This window comes from Actinomadura gamaensis (assembly GCF_042652125.1).
In the GTDB taxonomy this organism is placed as follows: Bacteria; Actinomycetota; Actinomycetes; order Streptosporangiales; family Streptosporangiaceae; genus Spirillospora; species Spirillospora gamaensis.
Window position 1 is genome coordinate 1 of record NZ_JBHSIT010000023.1, and the last position, 14720, is coordinate 14720.

General features: G+C 71.0%; 14 protein-coding genes. 6 read left to right on the forward strand and 8 right to left on the reverse strand.

The genetic code is table 11. The features are described 5' to 3' along the window. Positions 1-68: 68 nt before the first annotated feature. Positions 69-1070 carry a hypothetical protein gene (locus tag ACFPCY_RS42425; protein ID WP_378265485.1) on the reverse strand — a complete coding sequence of 334 codons (1002 nt, stop codon included), beginning with the start codon at positions 1068-1070 and terminating at the stop codon, positions 69-71. A 305-nt stretch (positions 1071-1375) separates the two neighbouring features. Here ACFPCY_RS42425 and ACFPCY_RS42430 point away from each other — a divergent pair, with 305 nt between their 5' ends. Continuing rightward, positions 1376-1591 carry a helix-turn-helix domain-containing protein gene (locus ACFPCY_RS42430; protein WP_122197810.1) on the forward strand — a complete coding sequence of 72 codons (216 nt, stop codon included), beginning with the start codon at positions 1376-1378 and terminating at the stop codon, positions 1589-1591. 365 nt (positions 1592-1956) lie between these two features. Here ACFPCY_RS42430 and ACFPCY_RS42435 read toward each other — a convergent pair whose 3' ends face one another. The 4 genes from ACFPCY_RS42435 to ACFPCY_RS42450 all read right to left on the reverse strand — a co-directional run bounded on the left by ACFPCY_RS42435 (position 1957) and on the right by ACFPCY_RS42450 (position 6780). Beyond that, positions 1957-3279 (reverse strand): DUF2786 domain-containing protein, encoded by a 1323-nt coding sequence (locus ACFPCY_RS42435; protein ID WP_378265487.1) that lies wholly within the window; start codon positions 3277-3279, stop codon positions 1957-1959. Positions 3280-3618: 339 nt separating this feature from the next. Continuing rightward, a complete protein-coding gene (locus tag ACFPCY_RS42440; protein WP_378265489.1) occupies positions 3619-3891 on the reverse strand; it encodes a hypothetical protein in 273 nt (90 codons plus the stop codon). A gap of 502 nt (positions 3892-4393) precedes the next feature. Next, the gene (locus tag ACFPCY_RS42445; RefSeq protein ID WP_378265491.1) at positions 4394-5500 is read right to left on the reverse strand and encodes a winged helix DNA-binding domain-containing protein; all 1107 of its coding nucleotides are present in this window, start codon (positions 5498-5500) and stop codon (positions 4394-4396) included. 92 nt (positions 5501-5592) lie between these two features. Continuing rightward, positions 5593-6780, reverse strand: coding sequence for a low temperature requirement protein A (locus ACFPCY_RS42450; RefSeq protein ID WP_378265493.1), 1188 nt, complete (start codon positions 6778-6780; stop codon positions 5593-5595). 356 nt (positions 6781-7136) lie between these two features. On the opposite strand from ACFPCY_RS42450, the gene ACFPCY_RS42455 reads away from it, so the two are divergent. From ACFPCY_RS42455 to mctP, 4 genes are all read left to right on the forward strand, one after another. Beyond that, the gene (locus ACFPCY_RS42455; protein WP_378265495.1) at positions 7137-7745 is read left to right on the forward strand and encodes a hypothetical protein; all 609 of its coding nucleotides are present in this window, start codon (positions 7137-7139) and stop codon (positions 7743-7745) included. Between the two features lie 968 nt (positions 7746-8713). Next, a complete protein-coding gene (locus ACFPCY_RS42460) occupies positions 8714-9340 on the forward strand; it encodes a hypothetical protein (RefSeq protein ID WP_378265497.1) in 627 nt (208 codons plus the stop codon). 259 nt (positions 9341-9599) lie between these two features. Continuing rightward, a complete protein-coding gene (locus tag ACFPCY_RS42465) occupies positions 9600-9830 on the forward strand; it encodes a DUF3311 domain-containing protein (RefSeq protein WP_378265499.1) in 231 nt (76 codons plus the stop codon). Further along, entirely contained in the window at positions 9827-11446 is a 1620-nt protein-coding gene (mctP, locus tag ACFPCY_RS42470) for a monocarboxylate uptake permease MctP (protein ID WP_378265501.1), read from the forward strand. Before ACFPCY_RS42465 ends, mctP begins: the two co-directional genes overlap by 4 nt. A gap of 80 nt (positions 11447-11526) precedes the next feature. Here mctP and ACFPCY_RS42475 read toward each other — a convergent pair whose 3' ends face one another. Then, complete coding sequence (locus tag ACFPCY_RS42475; RefSeq protein WP_378265503.1) at positions 11527-12099, reverse strand: TetR/AcrR family transcriptional regulator; 573 nt, start codon at positions 12097-12099, stop codon at positions 11527-11529. Between the two features lie 63 nt (positions 12100-12162). Between ACFPCY_RS42475 and ACFPCY_RS42480 the strand changes: the two genes are divergently transcribed. Further along, positions 12163-13137, forward strand: a complete 975-nt coding sequence (locus ACFPCY_RS42480) for an SDR family NAD(P)-dependent oxidoreductase (RefSeq protein ID WP_378265505.1) — start codon at positions 12163-12165, stop codon at positions 13135-13137. A 28-nt stretch (positions 13138-13165) separates the two neighbouring features. Here ACFPCY_RS42480 and ACFPCY_RS42485 read toward each other — a convergent pair whose 3' ends face one another. Continuing rightward, a complete protein-coding gene (locus tag ACFPCY_RS42485) occupies positions 13166-13903 on the reverse strand; it encodes an SDR family NAD(P)-dependent oxidoreductase (RefSeq protein WP_378265507.1) in 738 nt (245 codons plus the stop codon). A gap of 49 nt (positions 13904-13952) precedes the next feature. Continuing rightward, positions 13953-14705: an SDR family oxidoreductase gene (locus tag ACFPCY_RS42490; RefSeq protein WP_378265509.1), complete on the reverse strand. Its 753-nt coding sequence runs from the start codon at positions 14703-14705 to the stop codon at positions 13953-13955. Between the last annotated feature and the right edge of the window lie 15 nt (positions 14706-14720).

Below are 14720 nucleotides of genomic sequence, written 5' to 3' on the forward strand. Positions count from 1 at the left end.
CGTGCGGTGGGTTGGGGCGGATGGCGGATGGCGTGGTGGATGTCGGGTGGTCTGGGCCGGGGCGTCGGTTAGGCGACCAGGTAGGGGGCTTCGGTTAGGGCTTCGTCGGAGGGGGCTGAGAGGACGTCGCGCATGTCGGGCGGGAGGGTGGGGGAGAGGAGCCAGTCGTTGATCGTGCCCTGGTGGGACGGCGGAGGGCTCACGGTGAGGAGGTGGGGCGTGCGCGGAGTCAGATGGACGGGGAAGGCGGTCGTGGGACGCGGGGAGTGAGGAGAGGCGCCCCAGTAGGCGTCGAAGTCGGTGGCGGTGATGGCGAGGTCGGAGGGCAGGGTTCGGTTGCGGTCGGCGGGGCCGGTGGCCAGCCAGGACCACAGGTCGGTGAGGAGCCGGCGGGCGGTGGCGCGCAGGACGTTCAGGGCGGGGAGGTCGTGCGGGCAGGCGACGTTCGCGATCTCGAGCTCGGGGAGGCCGAAGCGGCGCAGCCCGCGGGTTCTGAGGCGGACGCAGGCGCAGGCGTTGACGCCCTCGGGGTCGAGCTCCGGGTCGGGGGCGGTGCAGCGGCCGTTGGCGCGGTAGGGCGGGAGGACGTCGCCGAGCCACTGGTCGCCCAGGACGAAGCGGGGCCGCTCGGCCGGGCCGGGACGCGGAATGGTGGCGGACGTGGGTGCCCAGAGGACGTGGCCGGTGACCATGTCGGCGACGACGCCCCCGGTCAGGCGCGCGATCGTGTAGGCGGCGGAGCGCGCGACCTGGACGGCGCGCGGCTGGTCGGTGACGGGGGCGCAGGTGGTGACGACGGCGATGCGGGCGGCGGTGTGCAGGGCGGTCTCGGCGCCCGCGTGCTCGGGATCGGGCGCCTTGATCCTGGCGGGATCCCAGCGGTACCAGCGCGCGTCCTCGTTGTCGATCTCCAGCTGCGGGGTGCCGAGCCGGCCGCCCAGATGGTCGGCGAAGGCGCCGTCGGCCTCTTCCTTGACGAGGTTGACCAGGTCGACGGGGAGCCTGGCGGCGGCCACGACGAAGCGGGACGTCGTGGTGGTCGGAACGGGAAACGTAATCATTTCGGCCATGACGGGCGCGTCCTTTCGGGAACGGGTGAGTCGCCTCCAGCGTCCTAGGTGGCCCGCGACCGGCGACAGTGGAACCGCGTTCTGTGGATAACTCCGCAGCGGGGTGGGGATGCTGATCGCTGGGGATTCTCCAACTCCGACACGCCGTCTGCCATCGAATCGACCACGTGTGGTCGAGAACATGGCGAATCGTGCGGAGTGGCGACCGGTTTGCGGGGAATGTGTACGTTGGGGTAGATCATCAGTGCTGTGAACTGCGGGGACGTTCCCCGCCGCGCAGCGCGGTAGTCATCCAGGAGGTATTCGTGACCCGCACACTGTCGAGGGGCACCCGCGTGACCGGTGCCGAGCGCACCAAGCTGGCCGCGGAGCTCGCGCCCCGGTACGCCGCAGGGGAGAGCATTCGGGATCTGGCCGCCGAGACCGGACGGTCCTACGGCTTCATCTACAACGTTCTCAAGGAGGCCGGCGTCCCGCTGCGGGGCCGCGGAGGCAACACCCGGCGTAAGAAGAGCAGCTGAGTCGGGGCTGCTCTACCGATTTCCGAGGACGCAACGTCTTCCCGTGACCTGCCGATGGAGCCAGGCGCGTGGAGTCGCTGCCGTCCCCGCGCGGAGTCGCGGTCGGCCCACGGAAGCGAAGCGACGCCCTACGGGCCCGTGAAACCGCGGATGCGGACGTCGGCCGGTCAGGACGTGCAAGCCGCCTGCCACCTCTGGTCGGGAGGGCGGTCGGCCGACCTCAAGTGAAAAGCCCGTGGCGGCATCGGTGCGTTGTGGCGGACGTGCCGATCGCTCGGGTCCGTCGCCTCGCGGTGGCTTGTGAGGCGATCGGTTGACCGGATGGAAGCGCGCCGAGCGTTGGACGAGGCGCGGCAGGAGCCCGCTCAGCGCGCCTGGGACGGTGTGGTGATCTGGTCGTTGGCGTGGAGGGCGGCCAGGTCGGCGGCGGCGCGGCCGGCGATCCAGCCTTCGTAGTTGGAGACGCGGCGCGTCCGGCCGCGGGTGAGAGCGGGGAAGAGGTCGCTCACCGCCTGGTCCACGGCCTGCTCGCGGGCGGACAGGACCGGAAGGAGGTCCTGGTTCGCGGCGGCCTCCCGCGTGGCGCGAGTGCTGGCGGCGTGAAGGCGTTCGCCGATGCGAGCGGCGTAGGCGTTCAGGAAGGCGTGGCGGAAGGAACGCGTCCGCGAGCGGCCCAGAGTGTCCTGGTGCGAGCCCGCGCGGACCATCGCCGAGGTCGCCTGGACCAGCAGGGACGTATAGAGCATTTCCGTCGCGGCGAGGTCTGCGGGGAAGCCGAGGACCGTGGAGAGGCCCAATTCCCGGTGCCATACGGCGCGACATCGGTTGGCCTCGGCGACGACGGTCAGTAGGACCGCCTTAGGGGACTCGTAGGGCGCGTCCACCGGAATGCGGCAGCCGTCCGGACCGGTCGGACCGTCCTCGGCGGCGGAGAGCAGCGCGTGGTCGATCGAGTGTTTCGTGATGAGTTCCTGGGCGCGGGCGCTGAGCGCCTCGGCCTCCTCTGGGAACTCGGTGGATTCCGCCTTGGCCAGCAGCGCCCGGATTCTGCTCAGCATCCGCTGATCGGTGGCGGCGGAGGAGTTTTGCCTCCGGGACGGCTCGTTCCGGACGGCCGTCCCCGGTAGCGGCCCGATCAGCGCCAGCCGCGGCAGGACGGTCAGCAGGCGCAGCAGCTCCAGCGCGGCGGCCACGCAGGCCGAAAGGGGAACGTCTTCGCGGGCGCGCCAGGTTTCGAGGCGGTCGCTGTCCGCCTCCCACCAGACGTCCGCGCCGAGTGCCTCGAGCTGGGCGCGCCAGCGGGCGTCCACGGTAGCGGCGCTGTAGGTCTGCATTTCGTCGGCGATGGCGTCCACCAGCAGGGAGCGGTGGCGTCCGGCGAGCTCGCGCGCGGAATGGCGGGCCAGGTCGGTGGGCAGCCAGCCGCGTTCCCAGGCGGTCCGGACCGACGCCCGCAGGCGCCGGGTGAGGGCCAGGTCGACGATCCTGGGGTCGTCCGAGAGGCGGGCGAGTCGCTCGACGCACAACGACCAGGCCGTCGCGTCGTCCAGGGCGAGGGCGTTCAGGGCGGCGTCGATCAGCCGCTCGGCCGTGTCCCGCTCCGACGCGGCCCGCGGGTCCGGACCGTCCGGATCGGTCGTCCCGCGTCCGCACGAGTGCGACGCGTACCGCCGCCGCGAATCAGGCACGCCGTGCTCCTCCCCACTCGCTCCTCCTGCATCCTGTCACGAGGCGACCACAGAACGCGCCCACCCCAGGCAGGGGACCGGATTCAGCACCCTCTCGTCTCGATCTTGGATGGCGCGACCCCGGACGACTGTGGCACCCGTCACGTTCCGCGTGTGAAGGGGCGGAACGGGACAGCCGCCCGGGTCGTGCGACCCGGGCGGCTGTGCAGGTGTGGACGGTCGGGGCCTTGCGGATGCGAACGATCGAAACTGTGCGGGTGTGCACGATCGAAACTGTGCAGGTGCGGACGATCAAAATCGTGCGCGTGCGGACGATCGAAACTGCGCGAGGCCGGACGGTCAGGAAGGTGCGGATCCGTCTCCGCGCAGCTCCTCCACCACGACGCTCTGGTATTCGCGGGTGGTGTCCGGGGCGTAGGTGAGCCGGGCGAGCGCGCGGCCCAGCGGGTCGCGGATCTCGAACCGGTAGTGCTCGTGCGGCTGGCCGACGTGGGCGACCGCCTGGTCGTGGCGCAGCCGGCACATCGTGTCGATCTTCTCCAGCGCGATCTCGAGACTTCCGGCCTCGGTGATGCGCCGTGGGGGCTCGCCTGTCTCCCAGATCTCGAACATCGTCGCGTCCTGTCGGCGGTACGGGGTGGGGCGTCGGGCCGGGGCAGGCGGCGCTGGGGGTGTGGGGTGGACGTCCGCGCCGGCGACGGCCGTGGGGCCGCCGGGCGCGGAATCGTGCGTTAGGGGCATGTCAGAACTCGCCAGGAGTCATGGGGCCGGGTCGCGGGGTTGACCCAGACAGCTTGCGCGCAATTCGTGAATCTTTCAATCAGTCCAGGTCTCGGGTTGATCACTATTGGCGGCGGTGTGCGCGCGGGCGGTGACATCGGCGTGCCGGGCGGGCCCTTTCCGCAGGTGGCGGGCGGTCGATAGGGGCGCGGCATTGAACCGAATTCCGTTCGGAGGTGGCCGCGGTGGATTACCGGATCGTTTCGATCGTCCGAGACCACGCGCGCACGCGCGCAGGTGAAGCCGCTCTCCCGGGGACGGACGCACCGTCACCTATGGCGAGCTCGACGACAGGTCCAGCCGCCTGAACCGCGCAGCCGGGCGGCCCAGGCGCTCAACCCTCCGCCGGGGCGGCGACTTCGATCTGCTGATCTGTGGCGTCCGGCTCGGCGAAGCGAAGGAGAGATTCGCCTTCGCTGGTCAGCGCGGTGACCGCCGCGCGGGTGAGTGGCTCGAAAGGGCGCAGCCACAGCGTCGCGGTCTTCCGCTTACGCTCCAGTTCCCAAAGGCCTGCGGCGAAGCCATCCCATAGGAAAACGGCCCGGACGCGCAGATTCTTGGTCGTCAGCAGCGGACGGTAGGCGTCGGCGATGATCCGCCGCCGGTCAGCGTGGGCGAGGACGAGGTTGTCGAACTCGGGCAGGAACCGCGCCGGGACGGGCATGTCCTCGTCCGGGCGCGGCGCCTCGGGGAGATCGAACAGCTCCCGGCCGCGTTCGTCCTGGAACGTCCGGAGCTTGGGCCGCAGCCGTTCCAGCGCCGCCCCGCAGGCCGCCAGCCCCGACCAGGTCTGCGCGTCCGCGGCGGTGGCTGGACCGAAGGCGGCCAGGTAGCGCAGCACCAGCGCCTCGTCGTTCGGGACGTCCGAAATCGGGGTGTCGAGCCAGGTGTCCGCCAGCGTGAAGGACGCCGTACGCGGGAACCCCCAACGATCATCGGTCGGGACCATCGTCAACGGCAGCCACATCCGGACGGCGTATCCGAGCGCCCGGTCGTTGACCTCGGGAAAGTCCTCCTGGAGCAAGGCGCGGATCTCGTTGAACGTGCGGGGGCCGTCCGCGAGGTGACGGCGGGCCGCTTCGAGCACCGCCGGACGGTCGAGACCGGCCGCACGATCACCGAGGACCTTCAACGCCCCGTCCAGCATGGGCTGGAGCGTCGTGCGCAGCGCCGCATAATCGCGCGCTGACATCAGATGCAGCGTCCCGCGCAGGGACGTCGCCCGCACGACGGACCGGTCATGGAGGGCGGCGTGCAGGTCCCGGGCGTGGAAGCCCTCCAGCCGCGACCACAGGCCGAGGAACGGCGGTTTCGGCTCCTGCGCCTGGAGCCCGCCGAGACGCTCGACCGCCCCGGCCACCGGGACGGTCTCGCGCGCCAGCAGCATCTGGCGCGCGAGCGTCGCCCGGTTGAGCGCACGCAGGCTGAGGATTTCGGTCATGGGACGGTCCTTCCACTCGATCGGAGCGACCCCGATTTCGATTGGAGCGACCCTAATGCCGTCCAGGTCCGATCAGGACCTTCGCGGGCGCCTCAGCTCGCGTCCGGCCGGGGCCCCTTCGTACCGTGTGCCCAGATGCTCAACACGATCTGCAGCGCCATCAGGGCGCCGGTGATCGCGACGGCGTGCCCGGACCAGGAGAAGGCGATCGCCAGCAGCCCGATCACCGGCATGCCCCACGTGTACGGCGCGTCCGGCCCGTGCGGGCGCACGAGCAGCCACCACACCACCAGCAGATAACAGAACACCGGGACCGTCAGCGCCAATCCCGCCGTGACGGCCGGGATGTGGGCCTCGTGCGTGGCGCGGGCGGCGTTCACGGCGATCCCCGCGCCGACGGCGGCGCCGGACGCGTAGATCACGTAGTGCCCGTAGCCCCAGGCGATCGACCGGCGCAGGTCGGTGAGCAGGCCGGCCGAGGACATCGAGAAGTACACCCACCACATCCCGAACACGGTCACCAGGCCCCCGGCCGCGATCGTGTACAGCTCGACGGACGCGTCGCCCGCCAGGGCCTCCCGCACCGCGCCGGTGGACGACAGCACCGTCTCGCCCAGCACGATGATCGTCAGGAGCCCGTACCGCTCGGTGATGTGGTGCGGGTGCCAGGTCGTCCGCCCGGCGGACTCGGCCCACGGCGGCACGAGCAGCTCGGCGACGATCCCGGCAGCGATCAGCCAGGGCTGCCAGCTCTCGGGGGCGGCGAACGCCACGACGAGCCAGTAGACCGCGCAGGCTCCCTCGCCGAGGACGAAGCGGCGCATGGTCGTCCGGCGCGCCGGGTCGCCGCCCGAGGCGCGGAGGCGCTGCGACTCCAGGCCCAGCCGCATGATCGCGTAGCCGATCGCCAGCACCCGCAGATCGCGGTCGTCGAACGCGCGCGGGACGCCCGCCGACAGCACCAGCGCGCCCGCCATGACCACCATGGTGGCCAGCCGGTAGTAGGTGTCGTCGGTGTCGTAGGCGGAGGCGAACCAGGCGTAGTTCAGCCACGACCAGTTGATCGCCGCGAAGATCAGCAGGAACGCGAGGACGCCGGAGAGGACGTGGCCCCCGGCGAGCGCGTGCTCCAGCCGCGCGGAGTCCGCGCCGACGGCGACCACGAAGCAGAGGTCGAAGAACAGCTCCAGCGAGGACGCGACCCGGTGCCTCTCGGCCGGGTCGCGGGCCTCCATCCGCCGCCGCCACGGACGGCCGACGATCACGGGTCGCTCGGTCATGAGCGCATCGTAAGGAATCGGTCACCTGCGATCACGGTTCGGCACCCGCCCGCCTGTCGCGTTCCCTCCTGGCCGGATCTTTCCACCCGGCCGCGGTCCGCCGCCGAGAATGATCTCCACCCTCTCCCGGAGTCCGGCGGACCCCGCGCACATGATCAAGTCGGCGCTGGTGGCGGCGGGTGCGGGACGTTCGAACCGGCGCGCAGGGCCCGTCCGGAAGGGGCTGGAACGAGCGGCCGGGACGGCGGTTACGCCAAAAGTTCCGTGAATCTGCACGTGCATCAGATCTTGCACCTGCACGCTATTCCTAGCAGGATTGCGCGGGACCCCCGCACGTGAACTCCCCGGAGATCGCGATGACCGCACACCTGAGCGACAGCGACCGACAGGCGCTCCGCCTCGCCCACGACCTGCGCGAAGAGCTGGCCCGGAACCTTCCGGACCGCAGCGCGGCACCATCGATCTCCCCCTACGTCGACCCCGCCGGACGGCCCAGCGTGCTGGTCCGGCTGGACGACGAGACCGCCCGCGCTCTGATCGCGGTGCTGGGGGACCGGCGGGTGCCACCGGCGCAGGAACCACGCCGAACGGACGGCTCGCTACCCGCCCCGCCTCAAGCGACGGGGCCCCAGCAGACCTACGGCGGCCCCGACCCGCACTATGGCGGCCCTGAACACCCCTCGGCGTCGCCTTTCGCGGCCCAGCCGGGGGTGCACTTCACGGCCCAGCCCGCGGGCGCGATGCCACCCGGCGCGCCGTTCGCGGACGCTCCGGGCATGCCGTCCCCGTTCCACGACGGATCGGTCATGCCGGACCCGTTCGCGGCCGCCCCGTCCGTGAACACGGGCGGTTACCCGGCGCCGGCGCCGGGGGTGAACACCGGCGGCTATCCGACTCCGGCGGTGAACACCGGCGGTTACCCGGCCCCCGCCGTGAACACGGGCGGCTACCCCACCTACCGCTGAGGCCGCGCAGGCCGCAGAACCGCCGAAGCGGCGGACATCGAACGGCCGAAGCCCGAAGGGCCGAAGCGGCAAAGTCAAAAGGCCGCAGAGCCGAAGGGCCGCGGAGCCGAGGGGCCGCAGAGGAACGCGGGCCGCGGAGGTCAAGGCACGGGAAACCCACGCCAAGGAAGCCGGGGCGTGGAGAGAACGCCGGAAACTCGCCGAACCGTAAAGAGAGGGGCGGCGAGTGGTGATGGCCCGGCGAGGGACGGCCGCATGATCGGAAAGGCGATCCCCGGCCACTGAGCGGGGATCGGCGGGGCCGTAGGGCCCGCGAGGAACGGCCGTAGCGCCGGCCACATCGCGCGACGAAGCAAAGCCCGGGAAGGCGGAAGTTTCCCGGGCTTTTGCGTGTTGAGAACCGGACCGGCGCACCGTCGAGGCCGTCCCCACCAGGGGCGACGCCGGGCCGGGGAACCGGCCGGACGATGTGACCCGGCTTACAGTCAGGCAATAGTAAAACGCCGGAAACCCTTGTCCGCAAGGGATCCGGAAAGAAGATCTACCTTTCAAAAGGTAAAGAAGGCCAGGATTTGGCAGAACCATGGTATTGCCACGTATAGTGGTCCATGGCTGCGGGTCAAGGACCATTGACCCGGCCTTTCTGAAGCCGTCACGCCCCGTCCGCCAGACGGGGTCCCCCGGCGCCGGCACGCGGGCGACCATGCAACGTCCGCACAGGTAGAGCCCGAGCGCTCCAGACCGGTGCCCCCCGCACACATCCCGTCCCGCCGTCGCGCGGGTCGTCGACGCGGCCCCCTGATGGGCACGCGCGGATTCTCTCTCCCCGCCGTCGCGGGGGCATTCCAACGCGGGTTCTCCGTCTCCGATGGCTTATCCCGAGCGTCGTCTCGGGGCCGTTTCCCAGTCCCTTCCGGGCTTCCGCCCGGCCGGAAACGGCTGTCCAGTCCACCGAACGAAGGATTTCCATGCAGAAGCGTGCGCTCAACATCGCCGTCACGGCTCTCACCGGTTCGACCCTGGCCGGGTTCCTGGTCGCGGGCGTGGCGATGTCCGGCGACGACACCCCCGAGCGCGGGCAGGTCACCGCCCAGCACTCCCAGGCCGACCTCGAGCTCGCCGCCAAGCAGGGCGACTCGGGCAAGAAGGCCGACAAGAAGGCGTCGGCGCAGAAGAAGGCCGCCCAGACCCGCAAGGCCCAGCCGAAGGCGCTGCTGGCCGGCTCCACCACCGCGTCCTACTTCTGGGACGACGGCTCCGGCGTGAACGGCGACACCGGCGCCCCCGCCGGCGGCGAGCCCATGCAGAAGGGCCTGTTCGCCAGCCCGAGCTGGCCGCTCGGCACCAAGGTCAAGGTCAGCTACAACGGCCGCAGCGTCACCGGCTTCATCGGCGACCGCGGCCCGGGCGAGCCGTCCCGCAGCGGCGTCATGCTCGACCTGGACACCTACACCTTCCGCTACCTGCTCGACGGCGGCAAGCCCGCCAGCAAGTACGAGACCGGCACCGACGCCGGCCACCTGCAGGGCGTCAAGTGGCAGGTCCTCTCCTGGGGCTCCGGCGCCGGTAGCCGGGGCATGCCGTCCGCCATGTGACGACCCGCCCCGGACCGGCCGGCGATGAGCCGAACGGCCACGTGACGAGCGGCGCCGACGCCGACGTCACGTGACGGCCGCCACGGAGCGGCCACAGAGCGCGCCGAAGGGCGTTCCACCGACGATCGGTCGGCGGAACGCCCTTCGCGCGTTCCCGGGTGATGCCGAGGACTGGTTTCGGACGGCCCGAACCTTCAGGATGGCGGATGCGCGCGTTCCCCCCTGGCGCGCGCCGTTCCCCCAACGGAGGTTGTCACCCGTGACCGAACCGCCCTCCACCGGACCGGGCCTCGCCGGCAAGATCGTCGCCGGTGTGCTGCTCGTCCTGCCGTTCCCCGTCTACCTGGCCGTCCCGTCCTACGCCAAGATCACCCCGCGGCTCGCGGGCTTCCCGTTCTTCTACTGGTGGCAGCTGGTCTGGGTGGTGCTGACCGCCGCCTGCATCGGCACGGCCCACCTGCTGACCCGGCGGAGGGGCGGCGCGCGGTGAAGGACGTCAAGGGCATCGAGCTGACGATCTTCGTCTTCTTCTTCGCGGCCGTCACCGTCGTCGGGTTCGCCGCCGCCCGCTGGCGGCGCGGCCAGACCCTCATGCACCTGGACGAGTGGGGCCTCGGCGGACGCAGCTTCGGCACCTTCGTCACCTGGTTCCTGCTCGGCGGGGACCTCTACACCGCCTACACCTTCGTCGCCGTGCCCGCCGCCGTCTTCGCGGGCGGGGCGATGGGCTACTGGTCGGTCCCGTACGCCGCGATCGCCTACCCGATCGTCTTCCTGGTCGGACCGAGGCTGTGGTCGGTGTCACACCGCCACGGCTATGTCACCACCGCCGACTTCGTGCGCGGACGGTTCGGCTCGCGGGGTCTCGGCCTGGCGGTGGCGCTGACCGGGATCCTGGCGATGATGCCGTACATCGCGCTGCAGCTCGTCGGCATCCAGGCGGTGCTGACCGTGATGGGCGTCACCGGCTCCGGCCTCGCCCGGGACCTGCCGCTGTTCATCGCCTTCGCGCTGCTCGCCGCCTACACCTACACCTCCGGCCTGCGCGCCCCCGCGCTGATCTCCTTCGTCAAGGACACGCTGATCTACCTGACGATCATCGTGGCGGTGCTGTACATCCCGTCCAAGATCGGTGGATGGGGGCACATCTTCGACGCCTCGCAGGCGTCGCTGGCCAAGCCGAACCCGGCGACCGGCAAGCCGTCCGGCTCGCTGATCACCACCAACATGACGCACTGGGCGTACGGGACGCTCGCCCTCGGCTCCTCGCTCGCCCTGTTCATCTACCCCCACACCGTCACCGGCGCGCTCGCGGCCGGACGGCGCGACGTGATCCGCCGGAACGCGGCGCTGCTGCCCGCCTACTCGCTCGTCCTCGGCTTCCTCGCCCTGCTCGGCTACATGGCGCGCGCCACGCCCGAGGTGGCGCAGGGCGTCGCCAAGGCCAAGAACCCGCAGCTCGCGGTGCCGCTGCTGTTCGACCACGCCTTCCCGCAGTGGTTCACCGGGCTGGCGTTCGCCGCGATCGGCGTCGGCGCGCTGGTCCCGGCCGCGATCATGTCGATCGCCGCGTCGAACCTGTTCACCCGCAACGTCTACACCGCCTTCCTGCGCCCGGACGCCTCGCCGGCCGAGGAGACCCGCGTGTCGCAGCTCGTCTCGCTGCTGGTCAAGATCGGCGCGCTGGTGTTCGTCCTCGGCTTTGACAAGTCGCTGGCGATCAACCTCCAGCTGCTCGGCGGGATCTGGGTCGTCCAGACCTTCCCGGCCCTCGCGATCGGCGTGTTCACCCGCTGGTTCCACCGGTGGGCGCTGCTGGCGGGCTGGGCGGTCGGCATGGTCTACGGCACCTGGACGGCCTACGGCACCTCGTCCCCGACGCAGAAGCACTTCGGCCAGTCGATCGCCGACATCCCGTTCGTCGGCCACACCGGCTACATCGCCCTCACCGCGTTCGTGTTCAACATCGCCGTCGCCGCCGTCCTGACCGTCCTGTTCCGACTCCTCGCCCTCCCGGACGGCACCGACGAAACCGCCTCCTCCGACTACACGGCCGACGCCCCCGAACCTCCCGCCCGGGAGCGAAAGACCCTAGAGGGCGTCTGACACGAGTGTCGGCAACACCGGCTACCGGTGTTGCCGACACTCCTCCCTCCAGGCCACTCGCGTCCACCTCGCCCTCGGGCCTAGGGGAGGAGGAGGTCGATGGCGGTCTTCAGGCGGGCCAGGTAGGCGTCGCGGGAGGCGACCTGGTGCTTGAGTCCGATGGAAGTGCTGATCAGTGTCTGGGCGATGGCGGCGGCGGGTTTCGGTCCTGATTCGGCGGCGATCGCGTCCGTGATCAGGGCTTCGAAGCGTTGCGGCGCGGTCCTGGCGGTGTCTCCGAGCAGGTCGGGGTTGGCCTCGATGACCGCTGCGACGTCGCTTGTCAGCGGGCCGATGTAGCGGGCCGTCCAGTGGTCGAACGCTTCGGCGAGGCGCTCACGGAGCGGGCGGTCGGTGCCGGCCAGGGCCTGCTCGGCCGCTTCGAGGTCCCGGGTCAGAGCCTGGTCGACCGCGGCGCGGAAGAGGGCCTCCTTCGAGGAGAAAAGGAAATAGAGCCCGGGGCGGGAGATGCGTGCCGCCCGCGCCACCTCCTCCATCGAGGTCTTGCGGTAGCCGAAGCGCGCGAACGTGGCCATGGCGGAGGCCAGGACCATGGCGCGGCGGTCGGTGTCGGCGCCCGTGGACGGGGAGTGGCCGGGCTCGGGGCTGCTCATGGGTCGAGCATACGAAGGCGGAGCTGACTATACAAATGTTGTTCAGTGCGTATAGTCGGCGTCATGAGCGAGCTGATCTCCACCCCCTTCACCGCCTCCAGCACCGCCGACGACGTGCTGCGAGGAGTCGATCTCACCGGCGTCCGCGTGATCGTGACGGGCGCCTCGTCCGGACTCGGGATCGAGACGGCTCGGGCGCTGACCGCCGCCGGGGCGGAGGTGACGCTCGCCGTCCGCAACACCGTGGCGGGTGAGGCCGTCGCCGGAATGATCGAGAAATCGACGGGACGAGTCAGGCCCCGGGTCATCCGGCTCGACCTCGCCGACCAGGCGTCCGTCCGACGGTTCATCGACGGGTGGGACGGCCCGCTTCACCTGCTGATCAACAACGCGGGGGTCGTCACCGGTGGTCTCGAACGGACCCGTGAGGGCTGGGAGTTGCAGTTCGCGACGAACCATCTCGGCCACCACGCCCTGGCCACGGGATTGCACGACGCCCTGGCGCGGGGAGCGTCCGACCGCGACGGAGCACGGATCGTCTCGGTCAGCTCGACGGCGCACATGCGTTCCGGCATCGACTTCGACGACCTCCATTTCGAGCGTCGCGCCTATGACCCGCAGATCGCGTACGCCCAGGCGAAGACGGCGAACTCCCTCTTCGCCGTCGAGGCGACCCGCCGGTGGGCGTCCGATGGCATCGTCGCCAACGCGGTGAACCCCGGCGGTGTCGCGACGGGGCTCCAGCGCGACTTCACGCCGGAACAGAAGAAGTCGCTCGACGCCGCCGAGGCCGCCGGGATCTTCACCTACAAGACGGTCGGGCAGGGAGCCGCCACCAGCATCGTCGCGGCCGTGGCCCCGGAGTTCGCGCACTCCGGAGGCCACTACCTCGACGACGGGCGGGAGGCTTACACCGTGCCGGACGACGCCGACCTCGCGCAGCACCCGCACGGCGTCAAGCAATGGGCGCTCGACCCGGCCACCGCCGAGCGCCTGTGGACCGTCTCGTCCGACCTGCTCGGTCATGCCCTCGCCTGACGCGGTGGCCGGCGCTGCGACTGAAGGGTCAGAAGACACCTCCGTTCACAGAAATGTCCTGGCCGGTGATGTAGGAGGCGTCGGGCGAGGCGAGGAACGCGACGACAGCGGCGACCTCCTCGGCCTGCCCGAGGCGCTTCATGGGGGTGGCGGCGGCGATCTGACGCATGCGTTCGGCCTGCTCCGGTGGGAGGTGGGGCGTGGGCAGGTCGATCGCGCCCGGACTGACGGTGTTGACGCGGATTCCCCTGGGCGCGAGTTCGGCCGCCGCGGTGCGGGTGATGGCGTGCAATGCGGCCTTGGAGGCGGTGTAGGCGGCGGTCCCGGGGCGCCGCCAGGCCGGTTCGACCGGGGCCAGACCGCAGAGGACGACCGCGGCCCCCTCGTTGAGGTGCCGCGTCGCCTTCTGCAGGGTGAAGAACGCCCCTTTCGTGTTGGTGCCGAAGAGCTCGTCGAAGGAGGCCTCCGTCACCTCCTCCAAGGGCTGGAACCGCTTGAGCCCCGCGTTGATGAACAGCACGTCGATGCCGCCGAGTGCCTGCGCGATGGTGGCGTACATCGTGTCGACCTGCTCCGGGTGCGCGACATCGGCGCGAACGGGCAGGACGCCGTCTCCGATCGCGGTGGCCGCGTGGCGGAGACGGCGTTCGTCCCGTCCGACGATGGCGACTCGGGCGCCCTCCTGATGGAGCCGCTGGGCGGCGGCCAGTCCGATGCCGCTGCTTCCGCCGGTCACGATGGCCACCTGATGGTCGAATCTGCCCATCTGCCCACTCCTTTCTTGACGAAGGCCGAGTGACTCGGCGGCGCGTGGCTCACTGGGGCGGTAGTGCCCGCAGGCCGTCGTCGGTGAGCAGGTATCCGGCGGAGATGGCCGCCGGATCGGCCCGGGCCAGCTCGACCAGGGCGTCTCCGGCGGATTCGGGGGTCAGCGGGACGCCGAGCCGGGCGATGAATTCCGGCTCGGGAATGCCGTCGCGGGCCGCGTAGGCCCGGATTCCCTGTCGGCCCACGTCTCCGAACGGCGTCATTCCCGGCAGGACGGTGGTGACGGTGATGCCCAGGCCGGCGCGCCGCGACTCGTCCCGCGCGTACGCGGCCATGAATCGCTGGGTGGCCTTGGCCCCGGCGTATCCTCCGCTGAGCGGTGAACCCTTGACGGCCGCGCCACTGCTGACGACCACGACCAGGCTGCCGGGCGGCAGCGGCTTCAGGAGCGCCGCGCGGAGCCACCCGAACGCGATCCTGACGTCGCCGTGCCAGTTCACCGAGAACGTCTCCCACGTCTGCTCCTGGAGCGGACGCATCACCGGGACGGCGCCCGCGACGAGGACGAGAATCTCCGGTTCGTACCGCTCCACCAGGCGAAACGCGACCTTCTCGTCGGCCGCGTCCGCGATCTCGGTCCGGACGTCGGGGGTCGCGCCGGCCAGCTCGGCGAGGTCGTCGCCGGTGCGGGCGACGGCGATCACGGAGCCGTCCGCCTCGGCGAACGCTCGGGCGATCCCGCGCCCGAGGCCGCGGCCGGCGCCCACGACGACGACGGTCTTGCCAGGAATCCCATTCATGAACGGTCCGTCCTT

What these genes read in the sequence shown, in the direction of transcription:
- ACFPCY_RS42425 (WP_378265485.1), bottom strand. Translation starts at nt 1,070, where the DNA reads ATGGCCGAAATGATTACGTTTCCCGTTCCGACCACCACGACGTCCCGC.
- ACFPCY_RS42440 (WP_378265489.1), bottom strand. Translation starts at nt 3,891, where the DNA reads ATGTTCGAGATCTGGGAGACAGGCGAGCCCCCACGGCGCATCACCGAG.
- ACFPCY_RS42445 (WP_378265491.1), bottom strand. Translation starts at nt 5,500, where the DNA reads ATGACCGAAATCCTCAGCCTGCGTGCGCTCAACCGGGCGACGCTCGCG.
- ACFPCY_RS42450 (WP_378265493.1), bottom strand. Translation starts at nt 6,780, where the DNA reads ATGACCGAGCGACCCGTGATCGTCGGCCGTCCGTGGCGGCGGCGGATG.
- ACFPCY_RS42455 (WP_378265495.1), top strand. Translation starts at nt 7,137, where the DNA reads ATGACCGCACACCTGAGCGACAGCGACCGACAGGCGCTCCGCCTCGCC.
- ACFPCY_RS42460 (WP_378265497.1), top strand. Translation starts at nt 8,714, where the DNA reads ATGCAGAAGCGTGCGCTCAACATCGCCGTCACGGCTCTCACCGGTTCG.
- ACFPCY_RS42475 (WP_378265503.1), bottom strand. Translation starts at nt 12,099, where the DNA reads ATGAGCAGCCCCGAGCCCGGCCACTCCCCGTCCACGGGCGCCGACACC.
- ACFPCY_RS42480 (WP_378265505.1), top strand. Translation starts at nt 12,163, where the DNA reads ATGAGCGAGCTGATCTCCACCCCCTTCACCGCCTCCAGCACCGCCGAC.
- ACFPCY_RS42485 (WP_378265507.1), bottom strand. Translation starts at nt 13,903, where the DNA reads ATGGGCAGATTCGACCATCAGGTGGCCATCGTGACCGGCGGAAGCAGC.
- ACFPCY_RS42490 (WP_378265509.1), bottom strand. Translation starts at nt 14,705, where the DNA reads ATGAATGGGATTCCTGGCAAGACCGTCGTCGTCGTGGGCGCCGGCCGC.